Raw genomic sequence first — 24124 nt, forward strand, 5'->3', positions numbered from 1 at the left:
GCGACTGTTTACTAAAAACACAGGGCTCTGCGAAGCCACACAAGGCGACGTATAGGGTCTGACGCCTGCCCGGTGCCGGAAGGTTAAGAGGAGAGGTGCAAGCCTTGAATTGAAGCCCCGGTAAACGGCGGCCGTAACTATAACGGTCCTAAGGTAGCGAAATTCCTTGTCGGGTAAGTTCCGACCTGCACGAATGGCGTAACGACTTCCCCGCTGTCTCCAACACCAACTCAGCGAAATTGAACTCTCCGTGAAGATGCGGAGTTCCCGCGGTCAGACGGAAAGACCCCGTGCACCTTTACTACAGCTTTGCAGTGGTGCTAGGGACTTCATGTGTAGGATAGGTGGGAGGCTTGGAAGCATGGGCGCCAGCTCGTGTGGAGCCATCCTTGAAATACCACCCTTGAAGTCTCTGGCATCTAACCGTGGCCCGTTACCCGGGTCCGGGACCCTGCATGGCGGGTAGTTTGACTGGGGCGGTCGCCTCCCAAAGTGTAACGGAGGCGCGCGATGGTGGGCTCAGAGCGGTCGGAAATCGCTCGTCGAGTGCAATGGCATAAGCCCGCCTGACTGCAAGACTGACAAGTCGAGCAGAGACGAAAGTCGGCCATAGTGATCCGGTGGCTCCACGTGGACGGGCCATCGCTCAACGGATAAAAGGTACGCCGGGGATAACAGGCTGATGACTCCCAAGAGTCCATATCGACGGAGTCGTTTGGCACCTCGATGTCGGCTCATCACATCCTGGGGCTGGAGCAGGTCCCAAGGGTTCGGCTGTTCGCCGATTAAAGTGGTACGTGAGCTGGGTTTAGAACGTCGTGAGACAGTTCGGTCCCTATCTGCCGTGGGTGTCGGAGTTTTGCGAGGATCTGTCCCTAGTACGAGAGGACCGGGATGGACATACCTCTGGTGCACCGGTTGTCACGCCAGTGGCATGGCCGGGTAGCTAAGTATGGACGGGATAACCGCTGAAAGCATCTAAGCGGGAAACCCACCTCTAAACCAGAGCTCCCTTGAGAGCCGTGACAGACCATCACGTCGATAGGAGGCATGTGGACGGGCAGCAATGCTTGAAGCTAAGCCTTACTAATCGCTCGATCGGCTTGATCTCACCGGGCGCCATGCACAGCGGTAAGCCGCTTCATGGACGATCTGAAGACGCATCCCGTCACTTGAAACTCGATTTTATCGCGATCAGCGAAAAGGCCGCCTCCCTTATGGGAAGGCGGCCTTTTCGCATTTGGCGTTATGGTTTCCGCCTACTCTCCCAGACTTCTGAAGCCCATGTCGCTGTCGGCGACGGTGACGAACCAGTTCTTCGGATCGCCGACCGTGCCGGCAAGTTCCGGCTGGTCGAGCGCCGGCCGCACCATCATGCGGGTGGGCGTGCGCAGGCCGTTCTTCAGGCACAGGAAGCCCATCATCGACAACGGCCGTGCCGCCTGGGCATTCAGCGTCCGGCACATCAGCGCGACCATGCCTTGCCGGCGCGCCAGCTCGGTCATCAGCGAGAAGGCCGCCACCAGCCAGCCCGGCCGGGCCAGATAATCGCAGACCACGCCGACCGGCTCGCCCTTCCAGTAGTCGACCCGCAGCACGACATAGGCCAGCACGGTCTCGCCCCGCATGACGTAGAAACGGCGGAAGCGGTCGGCCTGCGGCGTGAGGTCGAAGCGCCAGTTCAGGAAGGCCCAGTCGCGCCGGGCGATCACAGGATGCTGTGGCGAGGCCGCTTCCCACAGGTCGTCGACCCGATAGTCGAAGCGGTCGATCTCCACCAGCTTCGCGCCGAGCAGCTTGGCCGACAGTCCGTAACCCATGGAGGCGGTGGTCAGTGCCGGCTTGCCCACCCTGGCAACCAGCTTGGCCAAACCCCCGCCATAGGGGCTGACGCGCAGGCAGCGCAGCGGATCGATCACCCGCAGATATGTGGGCACATTGCCGAGATCGAGCCAGCCGGCGCGCTTGTAGGACTTGTAGGCGGCCTCCGTCATCGACAGCGACACGGCGAGGTCGCTGGCCGCGGAGTGTGTCTCCGACAGGGCGGGCCCGACCCCGCGCAGGCGCCATTCCGGGGCGACCATCAGGTCGATCGCCCAGGAAGCCCGCCGGTTGCGTTCGCCCAATTTCAGGGCGAAGGGGATGCCGCCCTGCTGGCCGACCACCGCGCCATTGCGCTTGCACAGCCAGAGCTGCGGCCCCTCGTGCTCCCGCTCCGGCGGTTCTTCGAACAGCCAGTGGAAATGGTCGGGACACAGCTGGATCGCCTCGGCACCGAAATGCGCGCGCTGGAAGCTGTCCAGAGCGGCATGGTCGCCCGGTTCATACCGGGCGACGCCACGTTGCTTCCAGTCGATGACGCTCATGCCTCATCCCCGACGGACACCGGCTGCACCAGATGGGCATTGCGCAGGATGCGTGCCGACGTGCGACGCTTGGCGATGATGTCCTTGTAGACGCGGTGGACCTGCGGAACGGTCAGGTTCAGCGCCGCTGCGGCCTCCTCCTCGCTGGCGCCGCGACCATAGGCGCAGAGCGCCAGGTCCAGCTTGTCGTAGGGCAGGGCGTAGTAGAACTCCTCCTGCGACTGCGGCAGGGTGTAGGTGTCGGTGCTGGGCGACTGCGCCTGGATTTCCGCCGGCAGGCCAAGATAGGCCGCCATCTGGTAAACCTGCGACTTGTACAGGTGGGCGATCGGCTTCAGGTCGGCCAGACCGTCGCCGCCGCGCACAAAGAAGCCCAACTCGTACTCCAGCCGGTTCGGCGTGCCGAGCACGGCGTAGTTCAGACGGTCGGCATGGGTGTATTCGACCGTCTTGCGGATGCGCTGCTTCAGGTTGGTGGCGGCGACGACGTCGAGATAGACGTCGACCGGCATGCGGCTGGTCTGGCGCTCGCCGTCGGGCGATTCGACGGTCAGGGTGAAGTAGTTGACGCGGTCGGCGTCCAGCAGGTTGCCGGCCAGACCGATCTTCTGCTTCCAGCCCGGACCGAATTCCGGGAACAGCCGGCGGATGGCGTTGTCGCGCCGTTCGTAGCAGCCCAGTGCCTCCAGCGGGCCGGTGATGTTCTCCATCGCTGGAGTGACGCCGAGATGCTCGCAAAGCAGGGTACCGAGGCGGGTGCTCTTCGGCGAGTTTTCCTTTTCCGGCATCAGGATGCACTGCACGCGCTCCGGTCCCAGGGCGCGGACGGCCAGCGTGGCGCAGACCGAGCTGTCGATGCCGCCGGACACGCCGAGCACGATGCCCTGGCGGCGCAGATCATGGGCGACGATGCGTTGGATGGCGGCTTCGATTTCGCGCGCCGTGGACGCGCAATCCAGATCGAGGGCCTTGGAGTCGAACGAGGACAGGGCGTTCAGCATGGTCACGGTTCCCGATGGGGGTTGATGCATCGTCGGTCGGAAAGATCGCGGAGGTCAGGCCGCGGTGGGCTGGGCAATGGGCTGTGGCGTGGCGGTCCGGGCGTCGCCAGCCCGGTCCTCCAGCACATGAATTTCGGCGCGGTCCAGGGTGTCGCGCTGGTCGCGGATGCGCTGGGGAAGTTCGTCGTGGACGTGGTGGGCGAGGATCTGCAGGGTCAGCGTGCCGACCAGCGCCATCTCCTCCCGCTCGCCGGCCATGCGGCCGTTCTGGCGGTGAGCCTTGTCGGCCAGCGCCGAGACGGCGTCGATATCGGTCAGGCCGTAGCGGGCGAGCGCTTCCGGCGACAACAGGTCGCGGACATAGTCCGGGGCGCCGTCGCCGAACAGGGCGGTGGTCATCGGTGCGCGATAGGGCCGCTTTGGCCGCTGGAAGATCTCGGCCGGCAGATGGCGGGCGGCGAGCCGGCGCAGAGCCAGCTTGTCGCGCAGGCCCAGCATCTTCACCCGGTCCGGCAGGGCGGCGCACAAATCGTCGACCGCCGGGTCCAGGAAGGGATATCGGACCTCGATGCTGTTGGCCATGGCGACCCGGTCGCCCTGGGCCGACAGCAGATAGGGGGTCATGAAGGTGGCGATTTCCGCCCACTGGCTGCGCGCCAGCGGCGACCAGCGCGACCAGCCGTCCGGCAGATGGGCCGCCACATGCGCCTCGAAGGCGGCATCGACGGCAGTGGCCCGGACATCGGCCGAGAGCAGGCGCTGCGACCATGCGGTGTTCCGCCAGCGGGTGCGGTGGGCGTAGAAGGTCTCGTCGGTGTCCATCATCCCGCGCTTGAAGAAGGCCTGCCACAGCGGGCTGTCCTTCTGGCCGTTGACAGCGGCGAAGGGATGGACACGGCCCAGCAGTTTCGGCCGCGCCTTGCTGCCGGGCTGGCGCGCCCAGAAGCGGCGGACCTTGTCCTCCTTGAAGATGTCATAGCCGGCCAGCCATTCGTCGGCGCCCTCGCCGGACAGCACCACGCGGATGCCGCTCTCGCGCACCAGACGCGACAGCAGGAACAGCGGGGCGGGGGCTGTGCGGACCAGCGGCGCCTCGCCATGGCGGATGACGTCGGGCAGGGCTGCCTGGATGTCCTGCGGGCCGCAGAGGATGTCGTGGTGGTCGGTCCCGACATGGCCGGCGACCAGCCGCTGCTGCGGCGTCTCGTCGAAGCCGGCATCGGTGAAGCGGACGCCGAAGCTGTGCATGTGGGTGGTGTCGAGCTTGCGGGCCAGTGCTGCGATCACCGAGCTGTCGAGTCCGCCGCTGATATAGACGCCGACCGGCACGTCGGCGCGCAGCCGCAGGCGGATGGCGTCGAGCAGCTTCTCCTCCAGCCGGTCGGCCGCCTCGTCCAGCGACAGGTCGGCCAGCGACGGGTCGGTGGCGAAGTCAGGCTGCCAATAGCGGTCGACATGCAGCGCCAGCGTGGAGTCGACGCGGATGGCGGTGGCCGCCGGCACGCTCTCCACCCCGGCGAAGACGCTGCCGTGCGGCGCGGTGCTCCAATGGGTGAAGACCTGGGCGAGCCGCGCCGGGTCGAAGGCGGGCGTCACCCGGCCGCCGCCGAACAGCGACTTGGCCTCGGATGCGAAGACCAGATGGTCGCCGCGCCGGGCGTAGAACAGCGGCAGGATGCCGAGCCGGTCGCGGACCAGCCACAGCTCGCGCCGGGTGGCGTCCCACAGGCAGATGGCGAACTGGCCGTTCAGCTTGGCCCAGGTGGCGGGCCCGTATTCCTCGAAGGCGTGGACGATCACCTCGGTGTCGGTCTGGGTGTAGAAGCGGTGGCCGCGCGCCTCCAGATCCTGCCGCAGTTCGACATGGTTGAAGATCTCGCCGTTGAAGCTGATCCAGAGGGTGCGGTCCTCGTTGTGGATCGGCTGGAAGCCGCCGGCCAGACCGACGATGCTGAGCCGGGCATGGGCAAGCCCGATCCGGTCGTCACGGTAGAAGCCGTAGCCGTCCGGGCCACGGTGACCCAGCATGGCGATCATGCGCTTCAGCTCGTCCAGATCGGCCGGTTCGGCACGCGATCCTGCGAGAACTCCGGCGACACCACACATGAGCGTGCTCTCTGTCCTGGGGTGGGTGTTGTTGTGTTTTGGCGGAGTTGGACCCCCACCTAGCCTCCCCCGCTGGGCGGGGGAGGGACTGCCGCTGCCGTCCTGCTCAAGCGCCTAATCTCCCTCCCCCGCCCAGCGGGGGAGGGTTGGGGTGGGGGCATGCACCTGCACCTCCTCCATCAATTCCGTCCGCCTGATCTTGCCGGAGTCCGTCTTCGGCAGGCTGTCGCGGAACTCGATGAATTTCGGCACGAGGTGGCTCTCCAGCCGGCCGCGGCAGTGCTGCCGGATGGCCGCCTCGGAAAGGGCGGCGCCCTCGCGGGGAACGAGGAAGGCCTTGACTGCAAGCCCATCGGCATCGTCGGGGACGCCGATGACGCAGGCCTCGAGCACGCCCTCCAACTCGTACAGAGCGTTCTCGACCTCCTTGGGGCTGACCTTCTCGCCCCGGCACTTGAACACGTCGTCCTTGCGGCTGACGAAATAGAGGTGCCCCTCGGCATCCTGGGTGAACAGGTCGCCTGTGAACAGCAGGGTCTCGCCCTGCGGGCCGCGGCGCAGGCGACGGGCGGTTTCCTCCGGCCGGTTCCAATAGCCGCGCATCACGTTGGCGCCGCGCACCACCAGCTCGCCCACCTGGCCGGGGGGAAGCCGGTTGCCGTCCTCGTCGGCGACGAAGGCTTCGCAATTCGGGATGGCGCGTCCCACCGACGCCGGCTTGGCGTCCAGGTCGGCGGGGTCGAGCGTGCTGATGCGGGTGCAGCACTCGGTCATGCCGTACATGGAATGGAAGACGGCCTGCGGGAAGCGTTCGCGCAGCCGGCGGAGATGGGCGGCCGGCAGCGGAGCGGCGGCGTTGGTCAGGTAGCGCAGGCTGCCGAGATCGGCGGTCTTCGCCGCCTCCAGCCCCAGCAGGGTGGAAAAGACGGTCGGGACGCCGGGCAGGCCGGTGACCCGATGCTGCACCATCCGCTTCAGCGTCTCCATCGGAAAGGCGAAGGAGCGCTCCAGCACCAGGGTGAAGCCGACGCGGGCGCCGGTCAGCACCTGGGACAGGCCGTAGCCGAAGGTCAGCGGCAGCACGCACATCACCACGTCGTCGGGGGTGTTCCCCAGATATGTGGAGATCGACCAGCTGGTGTTGACGTAGTTGCCGTGGGTCAGCATCACGCCTTTCGGCCGGCCGGTGGTGCCGGAGGTGTACATGATCGCCGCCAGATCCTGGTCGATCAGACCGGGATCGGCCGGCCGGCGCTGCGGAGCGGTCAGCGCGTCGGCGTAAAGCAGACCGGATGCGCCGGCCGGCAGCCCGGCGCCGACCCACAACACCGCCGGCGGCGTTTCCACCGCCTCCAGTGCCGGCAGGACCTGCCGGGCCAAAGCCGCCGGCGCGATCAGGCCCCGGACGCCGGCATCGGCCAGCAGGTAGGTCAGCTTGTCGGCCTTGGTCGAGGGGTTGACGGGCACGAACACGCCGCCGGCCTTCAGCGTGCCGAACAGGCCGGCGACATATTCGATCGAGTTCTCCAGCATCACCGCCACGCGGTCACCGCGGGCCACCCCGGCCGACTGGAGCGCGCAGGCGACGGCGTCGCTCTCGCGGTCCAGCTCGGCGAAGCTGCGGCGGGCATCCCCGGCGATCAGCGCGGTCCGGGAGGGATCCCGCCCGGCCGACTCGCTGAGGAACTGGTGAACCAGATGGGCCATGGAACCGTCCTTCTTGCCATCGCTCTTCCGCCGGGCTCTTCCGCCGGGTTCTACCGTTGGCGCCCCTCGCTCGACCTTCGTCAGGCGGCGTTGCGGAGTTCCTGCTTGCGGTCGACGAAGCTGGCGATGCGGTCCACCGATTCCAGGTTGTCGGCGATCATGTCGTCATCGTCGACGGCGATGCCGAAGCGCTCTTCCAGGAAGGCGACGACGTGCATGATGCCGGTGCTGTCGATGATCCCCGACTCCAGCAGGGATTCGCTGTTGTCGAAGCCGGAGTCCTTGCCGAGCAGGAAATTCTCCACGATGAAGGCGCGGATTTCCGGCAGGGCGGGAGCGGTCAGGGTCGTGTCGGTCAGGGTGGCGGTCCGCATGTCTCTGAAAACTCCTGCTGGGTTCGGTCGACTTGGGTTCGGTCGAAACGAGGTCTAACGAGGTCTGTCGAAATGGGTGCGGTGTGGTCGGGGCCGGGTGGCTCGCGGGGATGAGGATGGGGGTGTGGGGCCGGCCATCCCTGGTCATGTGTCCCGCGGTGGATCGGCTCCTTGTTTTCGCATCCGCGTGATATGCAATTTTATTGTGATGATTGAGGCGGTTTGCGAGGGATCAAAGGATAGGAGTGGATTGAAGTCTGTGGTTAGCCACTCTGTTGTCCGGTAATAGGGCTTGTCGCTTGCCGATTGACCTTCGGCTTGGCGCACACGGGGGCAGTCATACGCCTGCTGACTTGGGCTTTGCCATGGAACCTGCCCATTCGGGCATGGCCTCACCGGCGGGGATGCCGTCGGTGGCGGCCTTGCGCTTGCGCAGCCAGGCCGGGATGCCGGTCAGCTGGACGCTGAGCCAGTCCACCGTCGCATCGTCGGACACGGGGAAAGCCTTCAGGCGCAGCGGGTCGGTGGAGGCGTCGTTCCAGCCGGGATCGATGGTGCGGGCGGTGCGGTAGCCGGCACGCCGGATCTCCTCCACCTCGCGGTCGCTGAAGTCGCCGTTGGGGAAGGCGAAATGGCGGCAGGGGCGGCCCAGCGCCTCCTCCAGCTCGGCACGGCACAGCGCGATCTCGTCGGCACAGCGGCCGTCGTCGCATTGCAGCAGGATCGGGTGGGTGCGCGTGTGGGCGCCGTAGTCGGCGACATCGGTCATCCGCGCGATCTCGTCCCAGGTCATCGCCTGACGGTCGGCGCCGTCGCTGTCCGGATCGTCGCCGGCTTCGGCCAGCAGGCGGCGGCGTTCGGGATCGGGCACCCGTTTCAGCCGCTCCACCCCGATGCCATCGGCGGCGGCGGTCTTCCACCAATAGGGGCGGGCGGTGCCGACGATCTGGCTGCAGAGATAGATCGTCGGCCGCAAGTCGAACTCGCGGAACAAGGGCGCCAGCGCCGTGTTGTTCCGATGCCCGTCGTCGAAGGTGATGACCAGCGGATAGGCCGGCAGCTTGTCCCAGCGGCCTGTCTCCATCGCGGCGGCGACGGCGTCCAGCGTGGTGAAGCCGTAGTGCTTGGCGTACCAGCGCAGATGCTCGCGCAGCACTTCAGGGGCCGGGTCGTGGTAGACCACGATGGTCACGGCGTGCCGCGCCTTCAGGAACCGCTGCATCGCGCCGAATCCCGACCAGCGCACCAGATTGGCGATGGCGTTTTTCATGGTGCCCCCTCCTTCATGTCGATGCGTCCGGCTCCGGCCGCGTAAGGCCTTGGCCGGAAGCGGCCTGCCGCTCTCCGCGTCAGCCGGTCGTGCTTTTCGTGTGGCCGGCCGGTCCGGAGGCCGGCACCGGGCCGGCGGGAACGGCGGGCGTGGTGGTCAGGCTGCCGCGGGCGTTGCGGCGGTAGATCTCCAGAAGACGCTCGCGGAAGACGGCGACGTCGAATTGGCGCTCCCACCGGGCGCGGGCGCCGGCGCTCAGATTGCGGCGCAGATTGCGGTCGTCGATCACCCGCGCCAGCGTGTCGGCCAGCGCGGCGACATCGCCTGGCGGCACCAGCAGCCCGGTCTCGCCGTCGGCGATGGCGTCCGGAACGCTGCCGACCGGCGTCGCGACAATGGTCAGCCCTTCCGCCATCGCCTCCAGCACCGACATCGGCAGGCCTTCGAACATCGAGGGCTGGACCAGCACATGGGCGTTCGCCAGTTCGCGCCGGCAGCCGGCCTGATCGAGCCAGCCGGTGAAGCGCACGCGGTCGGCGATCCCAAGCTGGGCGGCAAGGCCGCGGTAAGTCTCCAGATCGCCGTCGCCGGCGATGGTGACCTGCCAGTTCCGGTCGCGGCAGGCGGAGGAGGCCAGAGCGTTCAGCAGGACGTCGATGCCCTTCAGCTTGATCAGGCGGCCGAGGAACAGCAGGCGCACCGGACCGGAGAATCCCTCCTCCGCGTCGTCGCGCACCGGCGGGGAGGCCGGACCCGGCACGGCGTTGTGCAGCAGGGTGGTGCGCTGCCGCATCTCCGGCCCGAAGGCCTCAGCCACCCAGTCGCGCCAGAACTCGCCCAGGACGACGATCTCGCTGGTCATCGCCATCATGCGGCGGATCGCCCAGCGCATCAGCGGGCTGCTGTCCTTGAAGTGCTTCGGGAAGCGTCCGCCATGCAGATGCAGGACCACCGGCACGCCGAAGCTGCGGGCCATGGCGATCAGGATGCCCTTGCGCAGGACACTGCCATATTCCGCCATATGGATGTGGACGAGGTCAGCCTTGCCGGCGGCGAAGCAGCCGGCGAGACGGGCGGTCGCCCGTGCGAAATAGAGGGGCATCAGGTGGAATTTGCCGGGACCGTAGCTGTCGACCACCTCGAACTTCACGTCCGGGCAGTTCTGCCGCAGATCGGTCGTGAAGTTGTCGACCACACGGCCCATTCCGCCTTTCTCCTGCGTGCCGCCGGGGGAGACGATATAGATCATGTCCGCTCCTGATCCTTTCCCGGCCCGCCGTTCCTGCGTTGCGCCCCGGCTTTTACCGTGTGACGACCGTCCTTCGACGGCTGCGGCGGGCTTGTTATGTTTTTGGCCTCGGTCCCAGATCGGCTTGCTTTTCAGGCCGTACGGGGAGGTGCGTGGTGGTGCGGCCGGTCGGCTGCCGCCGGTTGGAACATGCCGCGACCCAAGGCCGGGCGACGTCCGCTTGCAAGTTTACGCGATACGGCACCCGCACGCTGTGGAGCGACCGAACGGGTTGGCTTGCCGGTATGGTTACCCAACCTGTGCATGGGCATCTTCCTTCCGGTCATACTCACCCTGATTGTTTTCCAGACCGATCATCGAAGCCGCCATGACCTTGGATCATCGCCGTTTGGAAGCGGTGGCGGCCGATCCGGCGAGCTTGTCCAGATCCCCCGACAACTCGGCACCGCTGCGGTCCAGCTCCTGGTAGATCGCCAGCAGGGACTTGGCATAGGCGTCGATGACGAACTGCTTCAGGAACAGGCGGCGGCCGTTCTCCGCAAGGCGGCGGTAGAGATCCGGGTCGTGGCCGACCTGGACGACGGCGTCGGCCAGCGCCTGCGGATCGTTCACCGGGATGATCCGCGCCGTCTCTCCGTCGGTCAGCACCTCCGGGATCGAGCCCACGGGCGTGGTGATGACCGGCAGCTGCGCCGACAGCGCCTCCAGGATCACCATCGGCAGCCCTTCATGGGTGGAGGGCAACAGCAGCATGTCGTGGGAACGGATGTGCGCATGCGCCTCCTCCCGGCCGATCCAGCCGAGGAAGCTGCAGTTCTCCGCGATCCCCAGTTCGGCCGCCATCGCGCGATATCCCTCCACGTCGCCGCCGCCGCCGATGGTGACGCGGAAGGGCTGCCCGCGCTCCTTCAGCAGCGCGCCGGCGCGCAGCAGCGTGCCGATGCCCTTGCGCTCCGACAGGTTGGCGAGCACCAGCAGCGACAGGACCGCGTCAGGTTCCGGCGGCACCGGTGGGCCGAGGTCGGCGCCGACGTCGGGCACGGCGTTGTAGAGGACCCGGATCTTGCGGGGGTCGGTGCGGACCGACTGCACCAGGAAATCGCGCCAGTTGTCGCCCAGCACCACCACCCGGCCGCAGCGGTTGAACAGCCAGCGGCTGATGGCGCGCGCGAAGATGCCGCCCTCGAAGAATTCGACGAAGGAGGCGCCATGCAGGTGGACCACGGTGGGGCAGGACATCAGCCCCGCCACCGCCTGGACCGCCGCCTTGCGCAGGAAGCTTGCCCGCTCGGACACGTTGATGTGCACGACCGAGGCTTTGCGGCGCGCCAGGATCCAGGCCATGCGCGTTAAGGTCAGGCCGAGATATAAGGGTGACAGCAGAACGCTACCGGTGCCGCGCGTGTCGAGGATGATGGATCGGGTCGTGCCCGACTTGTCGAACTGATCGACCACGTAACCCGTCATGCGGCCGATGCCGCCGCCGCCGTCGAGTGCACCCGGGGTCGCGAACACGATCGCGATCCGGTGGGATGCATCCGGCAGGCTTGCGGGGGTACGGCTGTCGTTTGTGCTGTCCATAGGCGTCTGGGTCCTTTTTCGTGCTCAGGCGGCGTCGGACGCGGAAAACAAGGCTTGCCGCAGGCGGCGGCGCAGACCGACCGGCATCAGCGAATGCATGGTGAAGGTGGCGAGCGCCATCGGCGTCGGCTGCCCGTCGCGCAGCGCGGAATTCAGGATGCGCCAGCGCGTGCCGGCGGTGCGGGCAGCCTGCTCGCCGCCGGTCGCCTGCAGCAGCAGGCTGGCATAGGCGCGCGGCGACAGGCTATCGCGCATCGACTCCGCCCATTCCAGGGCGTGGTTGATGTTGTGGCAGGTCGAAAGCGTGACGCGGTTGTTCTCGGTGTAATGGACGGCCATCACCTCGGGGATGTGGACCAGGGCCACGCCGTCGATCCGGCCGCAGGTGATCAGCCATTCCCAGTCGTCGAACCGGGATTCGGGAATGGGGTTGCGCAGCAGCAGCGCCTTGGGCGCCAGCAGCGTGGTGGTGGGGGCGAAGGTCTCGCCCTTGAACAGGCCGCGGCGGACGAACAGGTAATCGCCGATGGCATCGGACGGGGTGGCGAGCCGCCGCGGCCAGGCGAAGGTTCCGCGGGCGGTCACCACCTGGCAGCGGCAGCTGACGATGGGAAGGCGGATGCCGGCCGGGCGGGCTGCCATCTGCAGCGCCACCTTCTCCGGCATCCAATGGTCGTCGTCGTCGAGGAAGGCGATCCAGTCGCCCTGCGCGCTGCGCACGCCGATGTTGCGCGCCTCCGCGGCGCCGTGGTTCGTCTCAAGCTCCATCACGGTCAGCCGCGGATCGGCGAGCGTCGCCAGATGGGAGGCGGTGGCAGGATCCGGCCCGTCGATCACCACGACGACGTCCAGGTCCCGATAGGTCTGGTCGAGCGCGCTACGCACCGCCCGCATCACCATGTCCGGGCGATTGCGGGTGGGGATCACGACGGTGACCTTTTCATTGCTCGCCGGGTGGTAACTGTTCGCCGGTTCTTTCTTCGGGCTCATGGGTCTGCCTTCGGTCGAAGCAAAATGGGAAGGGTCGCTGGGAAAGGGGCCTGGGGCCCGAAATCGTTGGTCAGGTCCGTGGCTAGAGCGCCCGGCTCTGGACGGCATAGGCCGGAGCGGCGCCGGCGGGAGCATGGCGTCGCAGGCGATGCTGCTCTTCCGCCCGGTCGTTCAGCAGGCGCTGCCAGCGGCTTTGCTGGATCAGGCGCACCACGGCGATGGTGGCGATCACCCAATTCATGGAATGGCGCTCGGCGAACACGCTCTCCGACACCGACACCGCCAGCAGGGCGCAGCCGACGGCGAAGGCCCAGGCGGCCTCGGGCCGGCTGTTGCCGTAGCGGGCGGCGAAGAAGCCCTGGAACAGCATCCGGCTCAGCACCACCAGCACCAGCGCCACGCCGACGAGGCCGAGGTCGAGGGTCAGCTCAAGCCAGCCGCTGTGGGCCGAGGTGATGCCCCAGTCGCGGGTGAAGCTGGCGCCCGGCCCGTTGAAGCCGAACCAGTAAGCGGCATAGCCGTAGCCCAGCAGCGGCCGTTCGGTGACCGACTGGACGATGTGCTGCCACAGCACGGTGCGGCCGGTCAGGGTCGGGTCGCGGCCCAGGGCATAGAGCACGTCGTACCAGAAGGTGGCGCCGGCCGTGACCATGATGACCAGCAGGGCGATCAGCAGCGCCATGGTTGGGGCGAAGTTGCGGATGCTGCCGCGCAGCATGGTGGTGGACAGCAGGGCCACCGACACCAGGACCGAGGTGACCAGACCGGTGCCGGACCGGCTCATCACGATCAGCAGCATCGCCAGCAGGATCAGCGGCCGGCTGACCCAGCGGCTCTGCTCCTTCTGCCAGTCCAGCCAGACCAGCGCCAGCACCAGCCAGACCATCATGCGGCCGGTCACGTTCTTCTGGAAGAACACGCCCTTCCAGGCGCCGACATGCTGGGTGCTGTCCAGCCCGATCGAGGGCATGGCGAAGATCATGTAGAAGGACACGAACATCAGGAACGACAGCCCGACCACCAGCAGCCGCATGATCTCCGGGAAGCGGAAGCGCAGGGCGAGCCAGATGCCGAACACCGTCGTGAACATGAAGGCGATCGACCGGCGCAGCGTCACGTCCGGAAACAGCGACCACAGCGCGGTCAGGAAGGCGAAGGCGATCATCGCCGTCAGCGCCGGGCTGGCGAAGGGAATCTGGAAGGCGATGCCGGGCCTGAGCGCGATGGCGGCGAGCACCAGCAGATAGAGGCCGCCGTAGAGAACGGTGACGCCGGCGGACTCAAGATCGCCGGCCAGGGGGTCGCCGCCGGTCAGCATCAGCGGAAGCACCGAGCCTCCGAAGGCGATGATGCCAATGACGGCGATGCTCTTTTCCAGAAAATCGAGGACTTTCATCGGCTTTCCCTTGCTGCCGTACCGCGTTCGGCTTTGCAGACCTGAAGATGCGGTTGGCACACCCCTTCTCGTAGCCGGGCGGTGGCATTAGACCGAAGGAGGCTGGACCCGAAAGAGGTAGCCGCTTTCGCGCTCCCCCCTTCCTTTGCCGGCCGAAAAAGGGAATGGAGCCGAAGCATTCCAACAAGAAGCATTCCAACGAAAAGACCCCCGCGCGGTCGGCGCGGGGGTCCGGCTGGCATCCGGCTCTGGGTGGACGGGTTACGACCCGTCGCCCTTCAGGACCATGACGGCGGTCTTGCAGAGGATGAAGAAGTCGAACAGCAGGCCGCAGTTGCGGACATAGAAGACATCCATCGACACACGTTCCTGGAAGGTGGTGCGGTGGCGCCCCGAGACCTGCCAGTAGCCGGTCAGGCCCGGACGGACGGTACCGATCACCGCGGCGGACTCGCCCACCTCCGGCAGCTCCTTCGGCATGTAGGCGCGCGGACCGATCAGGCTCATGTCGCCCATCAGGATGTTCCACAGCTGCGGCAGCTCGTCGAGCGAGGTCTTGCGCAGGAAGCGGCCGAGCGGGGTGATGCGCGGGTCGACCGTCAGCTTGTGGTAGGTCATGTACTCTTCGCGGGCGACCGGGTCGTTCTCCAGCAGCTGCTGCAGCTGCTCCTCCGCGTCGACATGCATGGAGCGGAACTTCAGCAGGTCGAAGGTCTGCTTGCCGCCGGCCCAGCGCTTCTGGCGGAACATCACCGGGCCGGGGCTGTCCAGCCTGATGGCGACGGCGAGACCCAGCATCAGCGGCGCCACCAGCACCAGCAGGATGGACGACAGAACGATGTCCATGGCGCGGCGGATGCGCAGGTAGCCGGTCGGCGGACGGACGCTGACGCGCAGGGCCAGCGAGCCGTGCAGGTTATGATAGGTCGCGTCGACCGCGCTGACGTTGCCCTCGCCCAGCACGCAATAGACTTGGCGGAAGGGCAGGGTGCGCACGAGGCCGGTCAGGTCGCTGCCGTGGCGGCTCATGTCGGCGACGATGGCGGCGCTGGCCTGGCCGGCGACGGCGGGCGACTTTGCCAGCAGCTCCACCGGACCCATCACCGGCAGGCCGGAGACGCGGGTCTGCCACAGGCTGTCGTCGTCGTCGACGAAGCCGACCGGACGCATGCCGAGCCAGGGCAGGCGCTGCAGCTTCTCGGCGATGGCGGCACCCTGCGGGCCGGCGCCGACGATCACCACCGGGGTGCGCCAGTCCAGCGCGCTGGACAGCAGCCCCTGGATCAGCAGCAGGTCGGCGACATAGGTGACCGCGAAGCCGAGCAGCGCGATCGACAGCGCCTCCACGAAGAAGGAGCGGAAGCCCTCCATCACGATGAAGGGAACGGCCAGCACGGCGCAGCACAGAAAGGCCGCCTGAAATGTCCGCCGCGTCCGTTCCATATAGTCGAAGCGGCCCAGCGTGTAGATGCCGAACACCGACTTGACCAAAGGCACCAGCATCAGTCCGGTCACCAGTGATCGCTGCCACGCGGCGGCCTCCAGCGGCTCCGTCAGCGCATCGGCGCCGAGGAAATGGTTGAGCGTCCACCCCACAAGGGCGAGGACCAGCCCGTCGGACAGTGCAAGCAGCAGCCCGGGGGCGATCGTCGGGATCGTCGCCTTTTTCGCCGAGGTCAGATCGATGACCACTTCTGGGTCCAGTTTGCTCATCGCAGGTCCCGTGGTTGAAGGGAATGCCAGCCACCGCACGGCCATTCGTGCGGATGGTCGCTCGTCATCAGCGTCTCTTGGGATTCGGCCGGTCTTTACTTTGCTGCGCCGCCTCAATCTCAGCTGCGCATTTATGTAAAGATCGCTCTTTCATGATTTCGATCGGCCGATCCGCAGTTCGTTGAGGACGAATTAGGATGAGGAGGCTCGGCCAGCAACAGTGCATACGGGCGTTCATTTCGCGTCCGCGATACCACCCGGGTTTCAAAGGGTGCGGGTGTCCGAATATTTAAGGGGATACTTTCGGATGCCGTCCCCGCCGGGGATAGCGTTTCGGGTTAGCGGCAAGGTGGTGTCGCACCCCCGGCGGCACGTTCGATCCCCGCAATTTTTGGGTAGAGGCCGGCAAACTCCACCCCGACCGGCCGGAACCGCTGGGCGCGAAGGGAGGTGTTCGCCGAACTTGCGGAGTGGGTCCGCCACCCGGATTTACCGAAGGGAGGCGCCGGGCAATTCCGAGCGGGAGCATGGCGCGAAGGAACCCTTGCCTGTTGCGGGGCGTAGGAGGCAGCGTGCGGGCTCGCCGGAAAGCCTAATCGGAACGTCCTGCTTCTCTGACCGAAGCCGTGGTGACTAGCACCGAAGAGTGCTGCGGTCGCTTCAAGGCCGAATTGACGCTTTCCCAGCCGCCGCCAAGATTTGGCGCGTTCTTTTTCCTTATCTGCGTCCCCACTCCACACGACTTGGCGGATGCAGGCGCTCCCCTCTCAGGCGGGACCGGAAAAAGAAGCGGACTATAGGGGGCGAAGGAAACCGGATGGCTCTCGAAGCTGGTACGATCATCAAACATGGCTGGATGTTCATGGTGGCGAACGTGGTCAACCGCGCCGCGGGACTGCTTCTGCTGCCGCTCTATACGAAGGTCCTGTCGCCGGCGGAGTTCGGCGTCTATGCCCTGATCAGCGTCGTGGGCGACATCGTCGCGGTCATGCTGATGATCGGGATGATCAATGCCTTCACCGTCGTCTATTTCGAACATGCGGACACCCGCGGCCGGGCCCGCGTGGTCAGCACCACAATGATCGGGCTTTGGGCGGCCTCGCTGCTCCTGCTGGCGGTGGCGCTGCCGGCGGGATGGGGCGCCAGCCACCTGCTGTTCGGCGGCAGCGACCAGGCGCCGATCATCGCCTTCGCCTTTGCCGGCATCGCCTTCAGCGCGGTGTTCGAACTGGCGCTCGCCTATTACCGGGTCCACAAGCGGTCGGGCACCTGCCTGCTGATCTCGGTCGGCAAGGCGGTGGGGCTGATCGGCCTCAACCTCACCTTCCTGCTGGTGATGGACCTGGGCGTGACCGGCATCTTCCTGGCCAACGCCATCACCTTCGTCGGGCTGGGCATCGCGCTGACGGTGGCGATCCTGGGCGCGAACGGCGTCGGCTTCTCCTTCGGCATCCTGAAGCGGGTGTCGGTGCTGGGCCTGCCCTTCATGCCGCAGACCATGCTGGACATGGGCAACCAGTTCGCCATGCGCTATCTGGTCAACCTGCTGATGGGTGTGGCGGCGGTCGGCGTGCTGTCCTTCGGGCTGCGGCTCGCCACCATGCTCTACATGTTCCTGACCGCCTCCTTCCTGCAGATCTGGTCGGTCAGCCGGATCGAGGCCCAGCACGACGTCGGCGACAACGCCGCCGGGCGCGAACAGTCGGAATTCGTCTTCTACCTGTTTCTCGTCCTGCTGTCGGCGGCGGCGCTGGGCATGGCGCTGACCTCGCCCGAGGTGCTGTGGCTGATCGCGTCCAGCGAATACGACACCGTACTGCCCTGCATGCCGCTACTGGTGCTGGCCTATGTGCTGCACGGTGTGCGCATGCATGCCGAGGTCGGACTGGTGAAGACCAAGAAGGTCGGCGTCCTGCCGGCGATCTCGCTGGGCGGGCTGGCGGTCGGCACGGCGATCATGGGGGTGACGCTTGGGCCGCTCGGCCTGATGGGCGGTGCCATCGGCGTGCTGGCGCGCGAGCTGGTGATGCTCTGCGCGACCGAGACGCTGTGCCGCCGCCTCAGCCCGAAGGAACCGCCGCTCAGCATCCTGAGGGTGACCGGCATCCTGGCGCCGGCCGCCATCGCCTATCTGGCCGGCCTCGCCCTGTTCGGGTTCGAGGTGAACCCCACCTTCACCGCGGCAAAGGTCGGTCTGACCATGCTGTTCGCCATCGTCACCCTGTTCGGGCCGAGCTTCGGCAAGACCGACCGCGCCATGCTGTTCCGCATGCTCGGCCGATTTTTTCGCCGGCCGCAGGCGGCCGAACGATCGGCCTGACATTCATTAATCCGGGAGGATCCCACCGCGATGCAGGATGTTCCGCGCTACACATATCGGCAGACGGTCGCGGCGGATGCCATCCGCTACGGCGGCGGTTCCGGCCTCGGGGCGGTGCTGAAGCTGCTGGCAGGCAACCGCATGTTCCGGGTGACCTTCACCCTGCGCAGCTGCCAGGCGGCCGACCGGATGGGCGGGCCGTTGCGCAAGCCGCTGCTGGCCGCATGCCGGCTGCTGCACCGCTGGACCCAGCATTCGGCCGCCATGGATCTGCCGTGGGAGACCCAGGTCGGACCCGGCTTGCGCATCCTGCACGGCTGGGGGCTGGTGGTGAACGCCAACGCCCGCATCGGCGCCAACGTCACCCTGTTCCACGGCGTCACCCTGGGCCAAAAGGACGATCTGCTCCCCAGCGGCCGGGTGACCCATTACCCGGAGCTGGGCGACGGCGTCTGGGTTGGGCCGCACGCGGTGATCATCGGCGTCAGCGTCGGTGACGAGTGCATCGTCGCCGCGTCCACGGTCGTCACCAAGCCGATGCCCCGCCGTACCGTCGTCGCCGGAAATCCGGGCAAGGCGGTGGCGGAGGTTGCCATCCCCGACATCCCGCATCCGGCCCCCGTCGGCGCGTCCGCCACCCATACGGCTGCCGTACAGGCGTCACCCGTTCCGGGCTGATTGCCGGGCGCGAAACGGAAAGGGGCCGGCAGCGTGTGGCTGCCGGCCCCTTCCGTCGTCGTTACACCGGTTGCGGTGAAGCCGATCCTCAGGCCGCGTGGGCCATCGGGTCGTGCCACTCCACACCGTGATAGGCGGTGTCGTAGGCGGCGTGCGACAGGTCGGTGACCGAGCTGTCGATGCTGGCGACGGTGGCCGTCGGCAGGTGGTCGACCGTCGTGTCGTTGGCGGCCGTCACCGTGTGGGCCAGCAGGTCGGCCGAGCTGAGCGAAGCGGCGGCGGCCTTGGCGGCGGCGTCGACGATCGTGCCGGTGCCGGTGGCGTCGGCCAGCGTGGCGGCGGTCGGGTTGGAGATCTTCAGGCTGAAGGTCTCGTTGCCTTCCGTCACGCTGTCGCTCAGCACCTTGACCGTCACGGTCTTGGCAGTCTCGCCGGCGGCGAAGGTCAGCTTGCCGCTGGTGGCGGTGTAGTCGGAGCCGGCCTTGGCCGTGCCGTCCACCGTGGAGTAGTCCACCGTGACCGGGCTGCTGGAGGCGGCCGACAGCTTCACCGTGAAGGTGGCGTTGACGCTGTTGGCGACGGTGGTCGGGGTATCGAAGACGGCGCCTTCCATGGCGGTCTTGATGATGTTGACCTTGCTCTGGTTCACCGTCTTGTAGTCGTCCATCAGGATGCCGCCGACGTCACCCGATTCCGGAGTCCAGGCCCAGAAGGTCCAGCTCATGCCCTTGTCGCCGGCCGCGATGTCGCTCTTGCCGTCCAGGTTCCAGTCGCCGTTCAGGTACTTGGCCATGGTCTTGGCCCAGGTCTGCTCGGCCGTGCTGTTGAACTGGCCGCCCCATTCGCCCAGCAGGATCGGCGCGGTGTCGTTCTTGTAGAGATAGCCCCACATCTTGTCGTACTGGGCCGGCAGGTTGTTCGGGTAGTTCGGGTCGTTCAGCCAGCTGAACTGCCCGACGCTCTGGCCGTAGGCGTGCGGCGAGTAGACGAGCTTGTTGGGGGTGTCGAAGTGGATCGGGCGGGACTGCGCACCGGCCAGGGTGCTGCTCCATTCCGTGCCTTCGACGAACAGCAGCCAGTCCTTGTTCACGGTCTGGATGGCGTTGCCGATGCGCTCGGCGGCCGAGGCCCAGTCGGTGGCGGCATTGCCGCCCCAGGTGGCGGTCACGCTCGGCTCGTTGTGCAGGTCGGCGCCGATGACGGTCTCGTTGCCGGCGTAATGCTGGGCCAGCATCTTCCAGTTGGCGATCACCGTCGATTCCGGGTGGGCGCTGGTGTACCAGAGGCCGTGTTCGTTGGTGCCGGCGCCGCCGTCGTTGCGGTGGTGGTCGAGGATCACCTTCATGCCGAGCTTGCCGGCATAGTCGATGACCTTGTCATAGACCTGCAGGCGGGTCAGACCGACCAGATCCGGGTTCTTCGAATAGTCGATGCCGTTGGTCACCGCGCTGCTGTCGAACATGGCGTCCGACATGGTCAGGCGGATGGTGTTGAAGCCGACCGACTTCATGTTTTCCAGGTGGTGCTGGTAGCTGTCCACCCACAGGCCGGCGGGCACGTAGTTGTAGCCCTCGCCGCCGAACCAGTTGACGCCGGTCAGGCGGACGGTGTTGCCGGCCTCGTCGACGATCTGGTTGCCCTGGGTGTGCAGGAAGCCTTCGATGCCGCCGGCGGTCTTCGAACCGGTCGGCTCCGTCACCGTCGCGTCGCTGACCGACAGGCTCGGCTGGCTCGGGGAGGTGGGCGTGGTCGGGGTGGAGGTGCTGCCGGCGAACCAGGACTTGTCGGCCTTCACTTCCATGGTGCCGTTCCACCACAGCGCCTTCTGGCCGGCGACGACATCCCGACCGTCCAGCGCGCCCTTGTCGATCGACACGATGCTGTCGGTCGGGGCGACGGCATGACCGCCGATGGTGATCTTGTTGACGTACAGGTTGCGGTCGACGCCGCCGACAACGCCGTCGTTGTCGTACTGGATCTGGACCTTGTGGGCGACGTCGGCGGCGACGTTCGCGTTGAAGGTGAAGTCCTTGGCGGCGGTGCCGGCGGTGCCTTCACCGATCTGCTTGCCGTCGACCAGGACCTTGAAGTGGGCGTTCACGCCGCCGGCCGCCGTGCCATACGCATTCACGACGATCGGCGTGCCGCCGGTGGTCGGGGTGGTCGGCGTCGTGGGGGTGGTCGGCGTGGTCGGGGTCCCGGCGGCGCTGGCGAACAGGTCCTTGGACATGTTGAAATCGAGCGAGCCGCTCCAGGACAGCATTTCGCGGCCGGACAGGGTGCCCTGGCCGTCGGCGGCGTAGGAGACCGTCGAGTGGGTGGAAGCGATGGTCTTGCCGTTGACTTCGATCGACTTGACGATCAGGTCGCGGTACATGCCGGCCTTATCGGTGGACATCCAGTCGTTGTCGTACACGACCTGGACCTTGTGCGCGGCGTCGGGAGCCACCTTGGTGGTGAAGCTGTACCGGCCGGCGCTGGTGGAATTGACCGTCGCCTGGCCGACGGACACGCCATCGACAAGGAACTTGAAGTGCGGCCAGACTCCTCCGGCAGCCACACCCGAGGCATTGACTACGAAGGTCGTATCGACGGGGCTCGTTGCCATTGGAAGCATCCTCTTTTCCGTGTTTTCGCTGGAGCCCAGACTGGCCGGAAAAGGTTAACGAGCTATTTCAAATTTTAGCGAAATGCGGCTCGAATGCCACTACCACTTGTGAAAAGAAAGAGACACGAAAAACCCCTTTGTCGATGCATCGCAGCAACAAAGGGGTTCGTTGTCGGGTAGGTATTTGAAATTAAAAGAACTTTTCTGTCCGCTCGAAACCGTCAGCGCGGTTTGTGCGCGACCAGGAACACCTCCGGGCGGAACAGATAGAGCTGACCTATCCTTCCGAGCTTGCGATTTAGGGTTAACGGCAGCTGTCCCAAAAATGCCTCAACCACCCGCATGTAGCCGAAATAGGCGCGGCTGGCGAAATGCAGGTTCAGGTGGCGGCGCACCGCCATCGGCACGACATAGGCCGCCTCCACCCGGCCGAAGCCGGCTTCGCGCAGCATCGCCGCCGTCTCGCCCCAGCCATATTCGCGCAGATGCATGCAGACCGGCTCGTACAGTCCGAACACCTCCGACAGGTCGGCGGGGCCGGCGAACTTGTGCGGCATGCTCAGGACATATTTGCCGCCCGGTTTCAGGATGGTGTGGACGTTCTTCATGTGGGTGACGACGTCGCCGGGATGCATGTGCTCCACCACATGGGTGGAGACCACGCTGTCATAGCGGCCGGCCGGCTCGAACTGCGCCAGATGCACGCCGTCGCTGTTCTTCCAGGTGACGTTGGAGTCCTGCTCGATCCAACTGGCGCCGCGCTCGCGCGTCACCTCCGTCGCGACGCAGCGGTAGCCGTGGCGGGCGAGGTAGCGCAGCAGCCGCGCCTTGCCCGACCCGACCTCGTAGACGTCCTGCGGTCCGCCCAGCAGGGTCAGGAAATGGCGGAAGTCCAGGTCGTCGTTGCGGGTGTGGGCGTCGTCCTCCGCCTCGTTCAGCCAGGGGCAGCTGGTGTAGAGCGTGGTGTAGGCCGCCTCGAAGGCGTCCCAGCGCTCCTCCGGCTTGGTCTCCATCAATTCGCGGGCAAGCTGCCGTTCCAGGGTCCAGTGGCGCTGCACCATCTCCACGGTCAGCGGATAGGTTGGCGAGAGGTGGAATTTCCGCCGGTAGCGCTCGACGAGCGCGTCGTCGGTCCTCCGGTCGGCGGGCAGGCGATCCATCGGCAACGTGTCGGCTGTATTCTGCACGATCGACCTCTCCATCAGGGGGACACCGGACGCATTGAGGGACTCTAATCGGGCAGGGGAACCAGCGCCCGCACGCGAAGGAGAAAAGGCGTGAACCTGTCGGAGGGGGAGGCGACCGACAGCGGCTTACCTCCCCTGCGCACCGCTTGCGCCGAATCTCAGCCCGACCGCACCCTGCCGGTACGCGCCTTCTCCCGCAGCGTGTCCACCACCGCCGTGTAGAGCGGCAGCGGCCGGGAGTTCTCGTCATAGGGGGAGGGGTGGGGGTGCAGGTCGGGATGCTCCCGCGCGATGAAATTCAGGTCGGAGCGCAGGTGCCACCAGCACAGTTCCACCACCCGTGCATTGTCCAGCATGTCGGCCAGATAGCTGCGGGCCAATTGGGCCATCGCCCGGTCCTTCTCCCCCCGCGACCAGGAGCGGGGCAGGCGCGTCTCGTCGACGTCCATCTCGGTCAGATGCACGGCGAGGCCCAGCTTGTCGACGGCGCGCAGGAACCTGCGCATGCCGGCGCTGTCATAGGGCTTGCCGCCGATCAGGTGGCTCTGCAGTCCGATGCCGTGGATCGGCACACCGCGCCTCACCGCCCCGGTCAGCCAGTCGAGCAGATAGGCGCGCTTGCGCTGCTGCCAGCCCTCGTCGATCTCGATGCCGAACTCGTTCAGCACCAGCTTCGCCTTGGGAAAAGCCTTATGGACATGGTGGAAGAAGGGATCGAGCCATTCCGGCCCCTTCTCCGCCCCGCCGGCCGCCACCCACCACATGCCGCGGCGGAAACCGTAGCGGTCCTGCTGGCGCGGATGGCTGTCCGCCGTTTCCCAGAAGAAGACCTCGTTGGCGACGTCGATGCGGTAGAAGATATCGCCGTAGCGCTGCCGCACCGCCTCGACCACGCCGGTGAAGCGCGGCCAGACATTCTCCTCGCTCAGCGTGCCCTCCGGCGAGAAATAGGCGTTCTCGGAGATGTTCAGCTCCGCCTGCCGGGCCGTCGGCAGCTTCATGTAGGGCGGCATGCCCATATGCTGCCAGATGATGGTGTGCCAGTTCGGCGTTGCGCCGATGCTGCGCGCCAGTTCTACCGCCGCGTCGAAGCGGCGCCAGTCGAAATTCCCCTCGGTGTGCTGGAAGACCCCCCATTTGCCGCCGTTCTCCGGGGTGACGACGTCGCATTCGCGCGCCATCAGCCGGTCGAGCATGGGGTCTTCCGGATCGACGAAATGGTCGCGGGCGGCACCGTGGCGGATACCCAGCGCCCGGCAGGCCTCGCGCAGGGTCACCGCCGGCTCCGCCGCCTCCGCGTGGGTTGCGGCGGCCTCCGCCGGGGCCGGGCCGCTGGCGCCGCGGCAACTCGCCAGCACCGCGCCGGCGGCGGCGGTCCACATCAGATCGCGTCGGGACGGGCGCCACTGGGGACGCCACTGGGGACGCCAATTGGGAAAACCGGACTTCGGACTCTCGGTCATGCGGAGGGACTCTCTCTTCCGGATGTTGGGCCGGTCGCGGGTTCCGGTCGCGAAGAGACCCCTCCCTCCGGACGCCGCAGCGTTCGGGAGGGAAGGGCCTCGGGTCGAAGGAGCT

The 24124-nt window shown here is 66.6% G+C and carries 16 protein-coding genes and 1 rRNA gene (1 of these 17 cut by a window edge); 3 read left to right on the forward strand and 14 right to left on the reverse strand.

Translation table 11 applies throughout. From position 1 onward, the window contains the following. Positions 1 to 1111 (forward strand): 23S ribosomal RNA (locus PWS46_RS19015); it begins 1634 nt to the left of the window's first position. A 148-nt stretch (positions 1112 to 1259) separates the two neighbouring features. Here the strand turns inward: PWS46_RS19015 and PWS46_RS19020 are convergent. From PWS46_RS19020 to PWS46_RS19070, 11 genes are all read right to left on the reverse strand, one after another. Next, positions 1260 to 2366: a GNAT family N-acetyltransferase gene (locus PWS46_RS19020; protein WP_434622978.1), complete on the reverse strand. Its 1107-nt coding sequence runs from the start codon at positions 2364 to 2366 to the stop codon at positions 1260 to 1262. Then, positions 2363 to 3367, reverse strand: coding sequence for an NAD(+) synthase (nadE, locus tag PWS46_RS19025; RefSeq protein WP_434622979.1), 1005 nt, complete (start codon positions 3365 to 3367; stop codon positions 2363 to 2365). The genes PWS46_RS19020 and nadE overlap by 4 nt, the downstream gene beginning before the upstream one ends. A 54-nt stretch (positions 3368 to 3421) precedes the next feature. Beyond that, entirely contained in the window at positions 3422 to 5473 is a 2052-nt protein-coding gene (gene asnB, locus PWS46_RS19030; protein ID WP_434622980.1) for an asparagine synthase (glutamine-hydrolyzing), read from the reverse strand. Positions 5474 to 5587: 114 nt separating this feature from the next. Continuing rightward, positions 5588 to 7180, reverse strand: coding sequence for a class I adenylate-forming enzyme family protein (locus PWS46_RS19035; protein ID WP_434622981.1), 1593 nt, complete (start codon positions 7178 to 7180; stop codon positions 5588 to 5590). Positions 7181 to 7260: 80 nt separating this feature from the next. After that, positions 7261 to 7554 (reverse strand): acyl carrier protein, encoded by a 294-nt coding sequence (locus PWS46_RS19040; protein WP_085083499.1) that lies wholly within the window; start codon positions 7552 to 7554, stop codon positions 7261 to 7263. 337 nt (positions 7555 to 7891) lie between these two features. Continuing rightward, positions 7892 to 8824: a polysaccharide deacetylase family protein gene (locus PWS46_RS19045; protein ID WP_434622982.1), complete on the reverse strand. Its 933-nt coding sequence runs from the start codon at positions 8822 to 8824 to the stop codon at positions 7892 to 7894. 79 nt (positions 8825 to 8903) lie between these two features. Further along, the gene (locus tag PWS46_RS19050) at positions 8904 to 10073 is read right to left on the reverse strand and encodes a glycosyltransferase family 4 protein (RefSeq protein WP_434622983.1); all 1170 of its coding nucleotides are present in this window, start codon (positions 10071 to 10073) and stop codon (positions 8904 to 8906) included. Between the two features lie 378 nt (positions 10074 to 10451). Then, positions 10452 to 11588, reverse strand: coding sequence for a glycosyltransferase family 4 protein (locus PWS46_RS19055; protein WP_434622984.1), 1137 nt, complete (start codon positions 11586 to 11588; stop codon positions 10452 to 10454). Positions 11589 to 11678: 90 nt separating this feature from the next. Further along, positions 11679 to 12644, reverse strand: coding sequence for a glycosyltransferase family 2 protein (locus PWS46_RS19060; protein ID WP_434622985.1), 966 nt, complete (start codon positions 12642 to 12644; stop codon positions 11679 to 11681). Positions 12645 to 12726: 82 nt separating this feature from the next. Next, positions 12727 to 14040, reverse strand: coding sequence for an O-antigen ligase family protein (locus tag PWS46_RS19065; RefSeq protein WP_434622986.1), 1314 nt, complete (start codon positions 14038 to 14040; stop codon positions 12727 to 12729). Positions 14041 to 14301: 261 nt separating this feature from the next. Continuing rightward, positions 14302 to 15753 carry an exopolysaccharide biosynthesis polyprenyl glycosylphosphotransferase gene (locus PWS46_RS19070; protein ID WP_434622987.1) on the reverse strand — a complete coding sequence of 484 codons (1452 nt, stop codon included), beginning with the start codon at positions 15751 to 15753 and terminating at the stop codon, positions 14302 to 14304. 817 nt (positions 15754 to 16570) lie between these two features. On the opposite strand from PWS46_RS19070, the gene PWS46_RS19075 reads away from it, so the two are divergent. Together PWS46_RS19075 and PWS46_RS19080 are read left to right on the forward strand one after the other, a co-directional pair. Further along, positions 16571 to 18073: a lipopolysaccharide biosynthesis protein gene (locus PWS46_RS19075; RefSeq protein ID WP_434622988.1), complete on the forward strand. Its 1503-nt coding sequence runs from the start codon at positions 16571 to 16573 to the stop codon at positions 18071 to 18073. A 30-nt stretch (positions 18074 to 18103) separates the two neighbouring features. Further along, entirely contained in the window at positions 18104 to 18751 is a 648-nt protein-coding gene (locus PWS46_RS19080) for a serine acetyltransferase (RefSeq protein WP_434622989.1), read from the forward strand. A gap of 88 nt (positions 18752 to 18839) precedes the next feature. On the opposite strand, the gene PWS46_RS19085 is transcribed toward PWS46_RS19080, so the two are convergent. The 3 genes from PWS46_RS19085 to PWS46_RS19095 form a co-directional block, all read right to left on the reverse strand. After that, on the reverse strand, positions 18840 to 21359 hold the full coding sequence (locus tag PWS46_RS19085; RefSeq protein ID WP_434622990.1) for a cellulase family glycosylhydrolase: 2520 nt from the start codon (positions 21357 to 21359) through the stop codon (positions 18840 to 18842). 221 nt (positions 21360 to 21580) lie between these two features. Then, a complete protein-coding gene (locus PWS46_RS19090; protein WP_434622991.1) occupies positions 21581 to 22546 on the reverse strand; it encodes a class I SAM-dependent methyltransferase in 966 nt (321 codons plus the stop codon). A gap of 158 nt (positions 22547 to 22704) precedes the next feature. Then, positions 22705 to 23928: an endo-1,4-beta-xylanase gene (locus PWS46_RS19095; RefSeq protein WP_434622993.1), complete on the reverse strand. Its 1224-nt coding sequence runs from the start codon at positions 23926 to 23928 to the stop codon at positions 22705 to 22707. Positions 23929 to 24124: the final 196 nt, after the last annotated feature.

Origin of the sequence: Azospirillum sp. B2RO_4 (genome assembly GCF_051124815.1) — a bacterium.
Classification (GTDB): domain Bacteria; phylum Pseudomonadota; class Alphaproteobacteria; order Azospirillales; family Azospirillaceae; genus Azospirillum.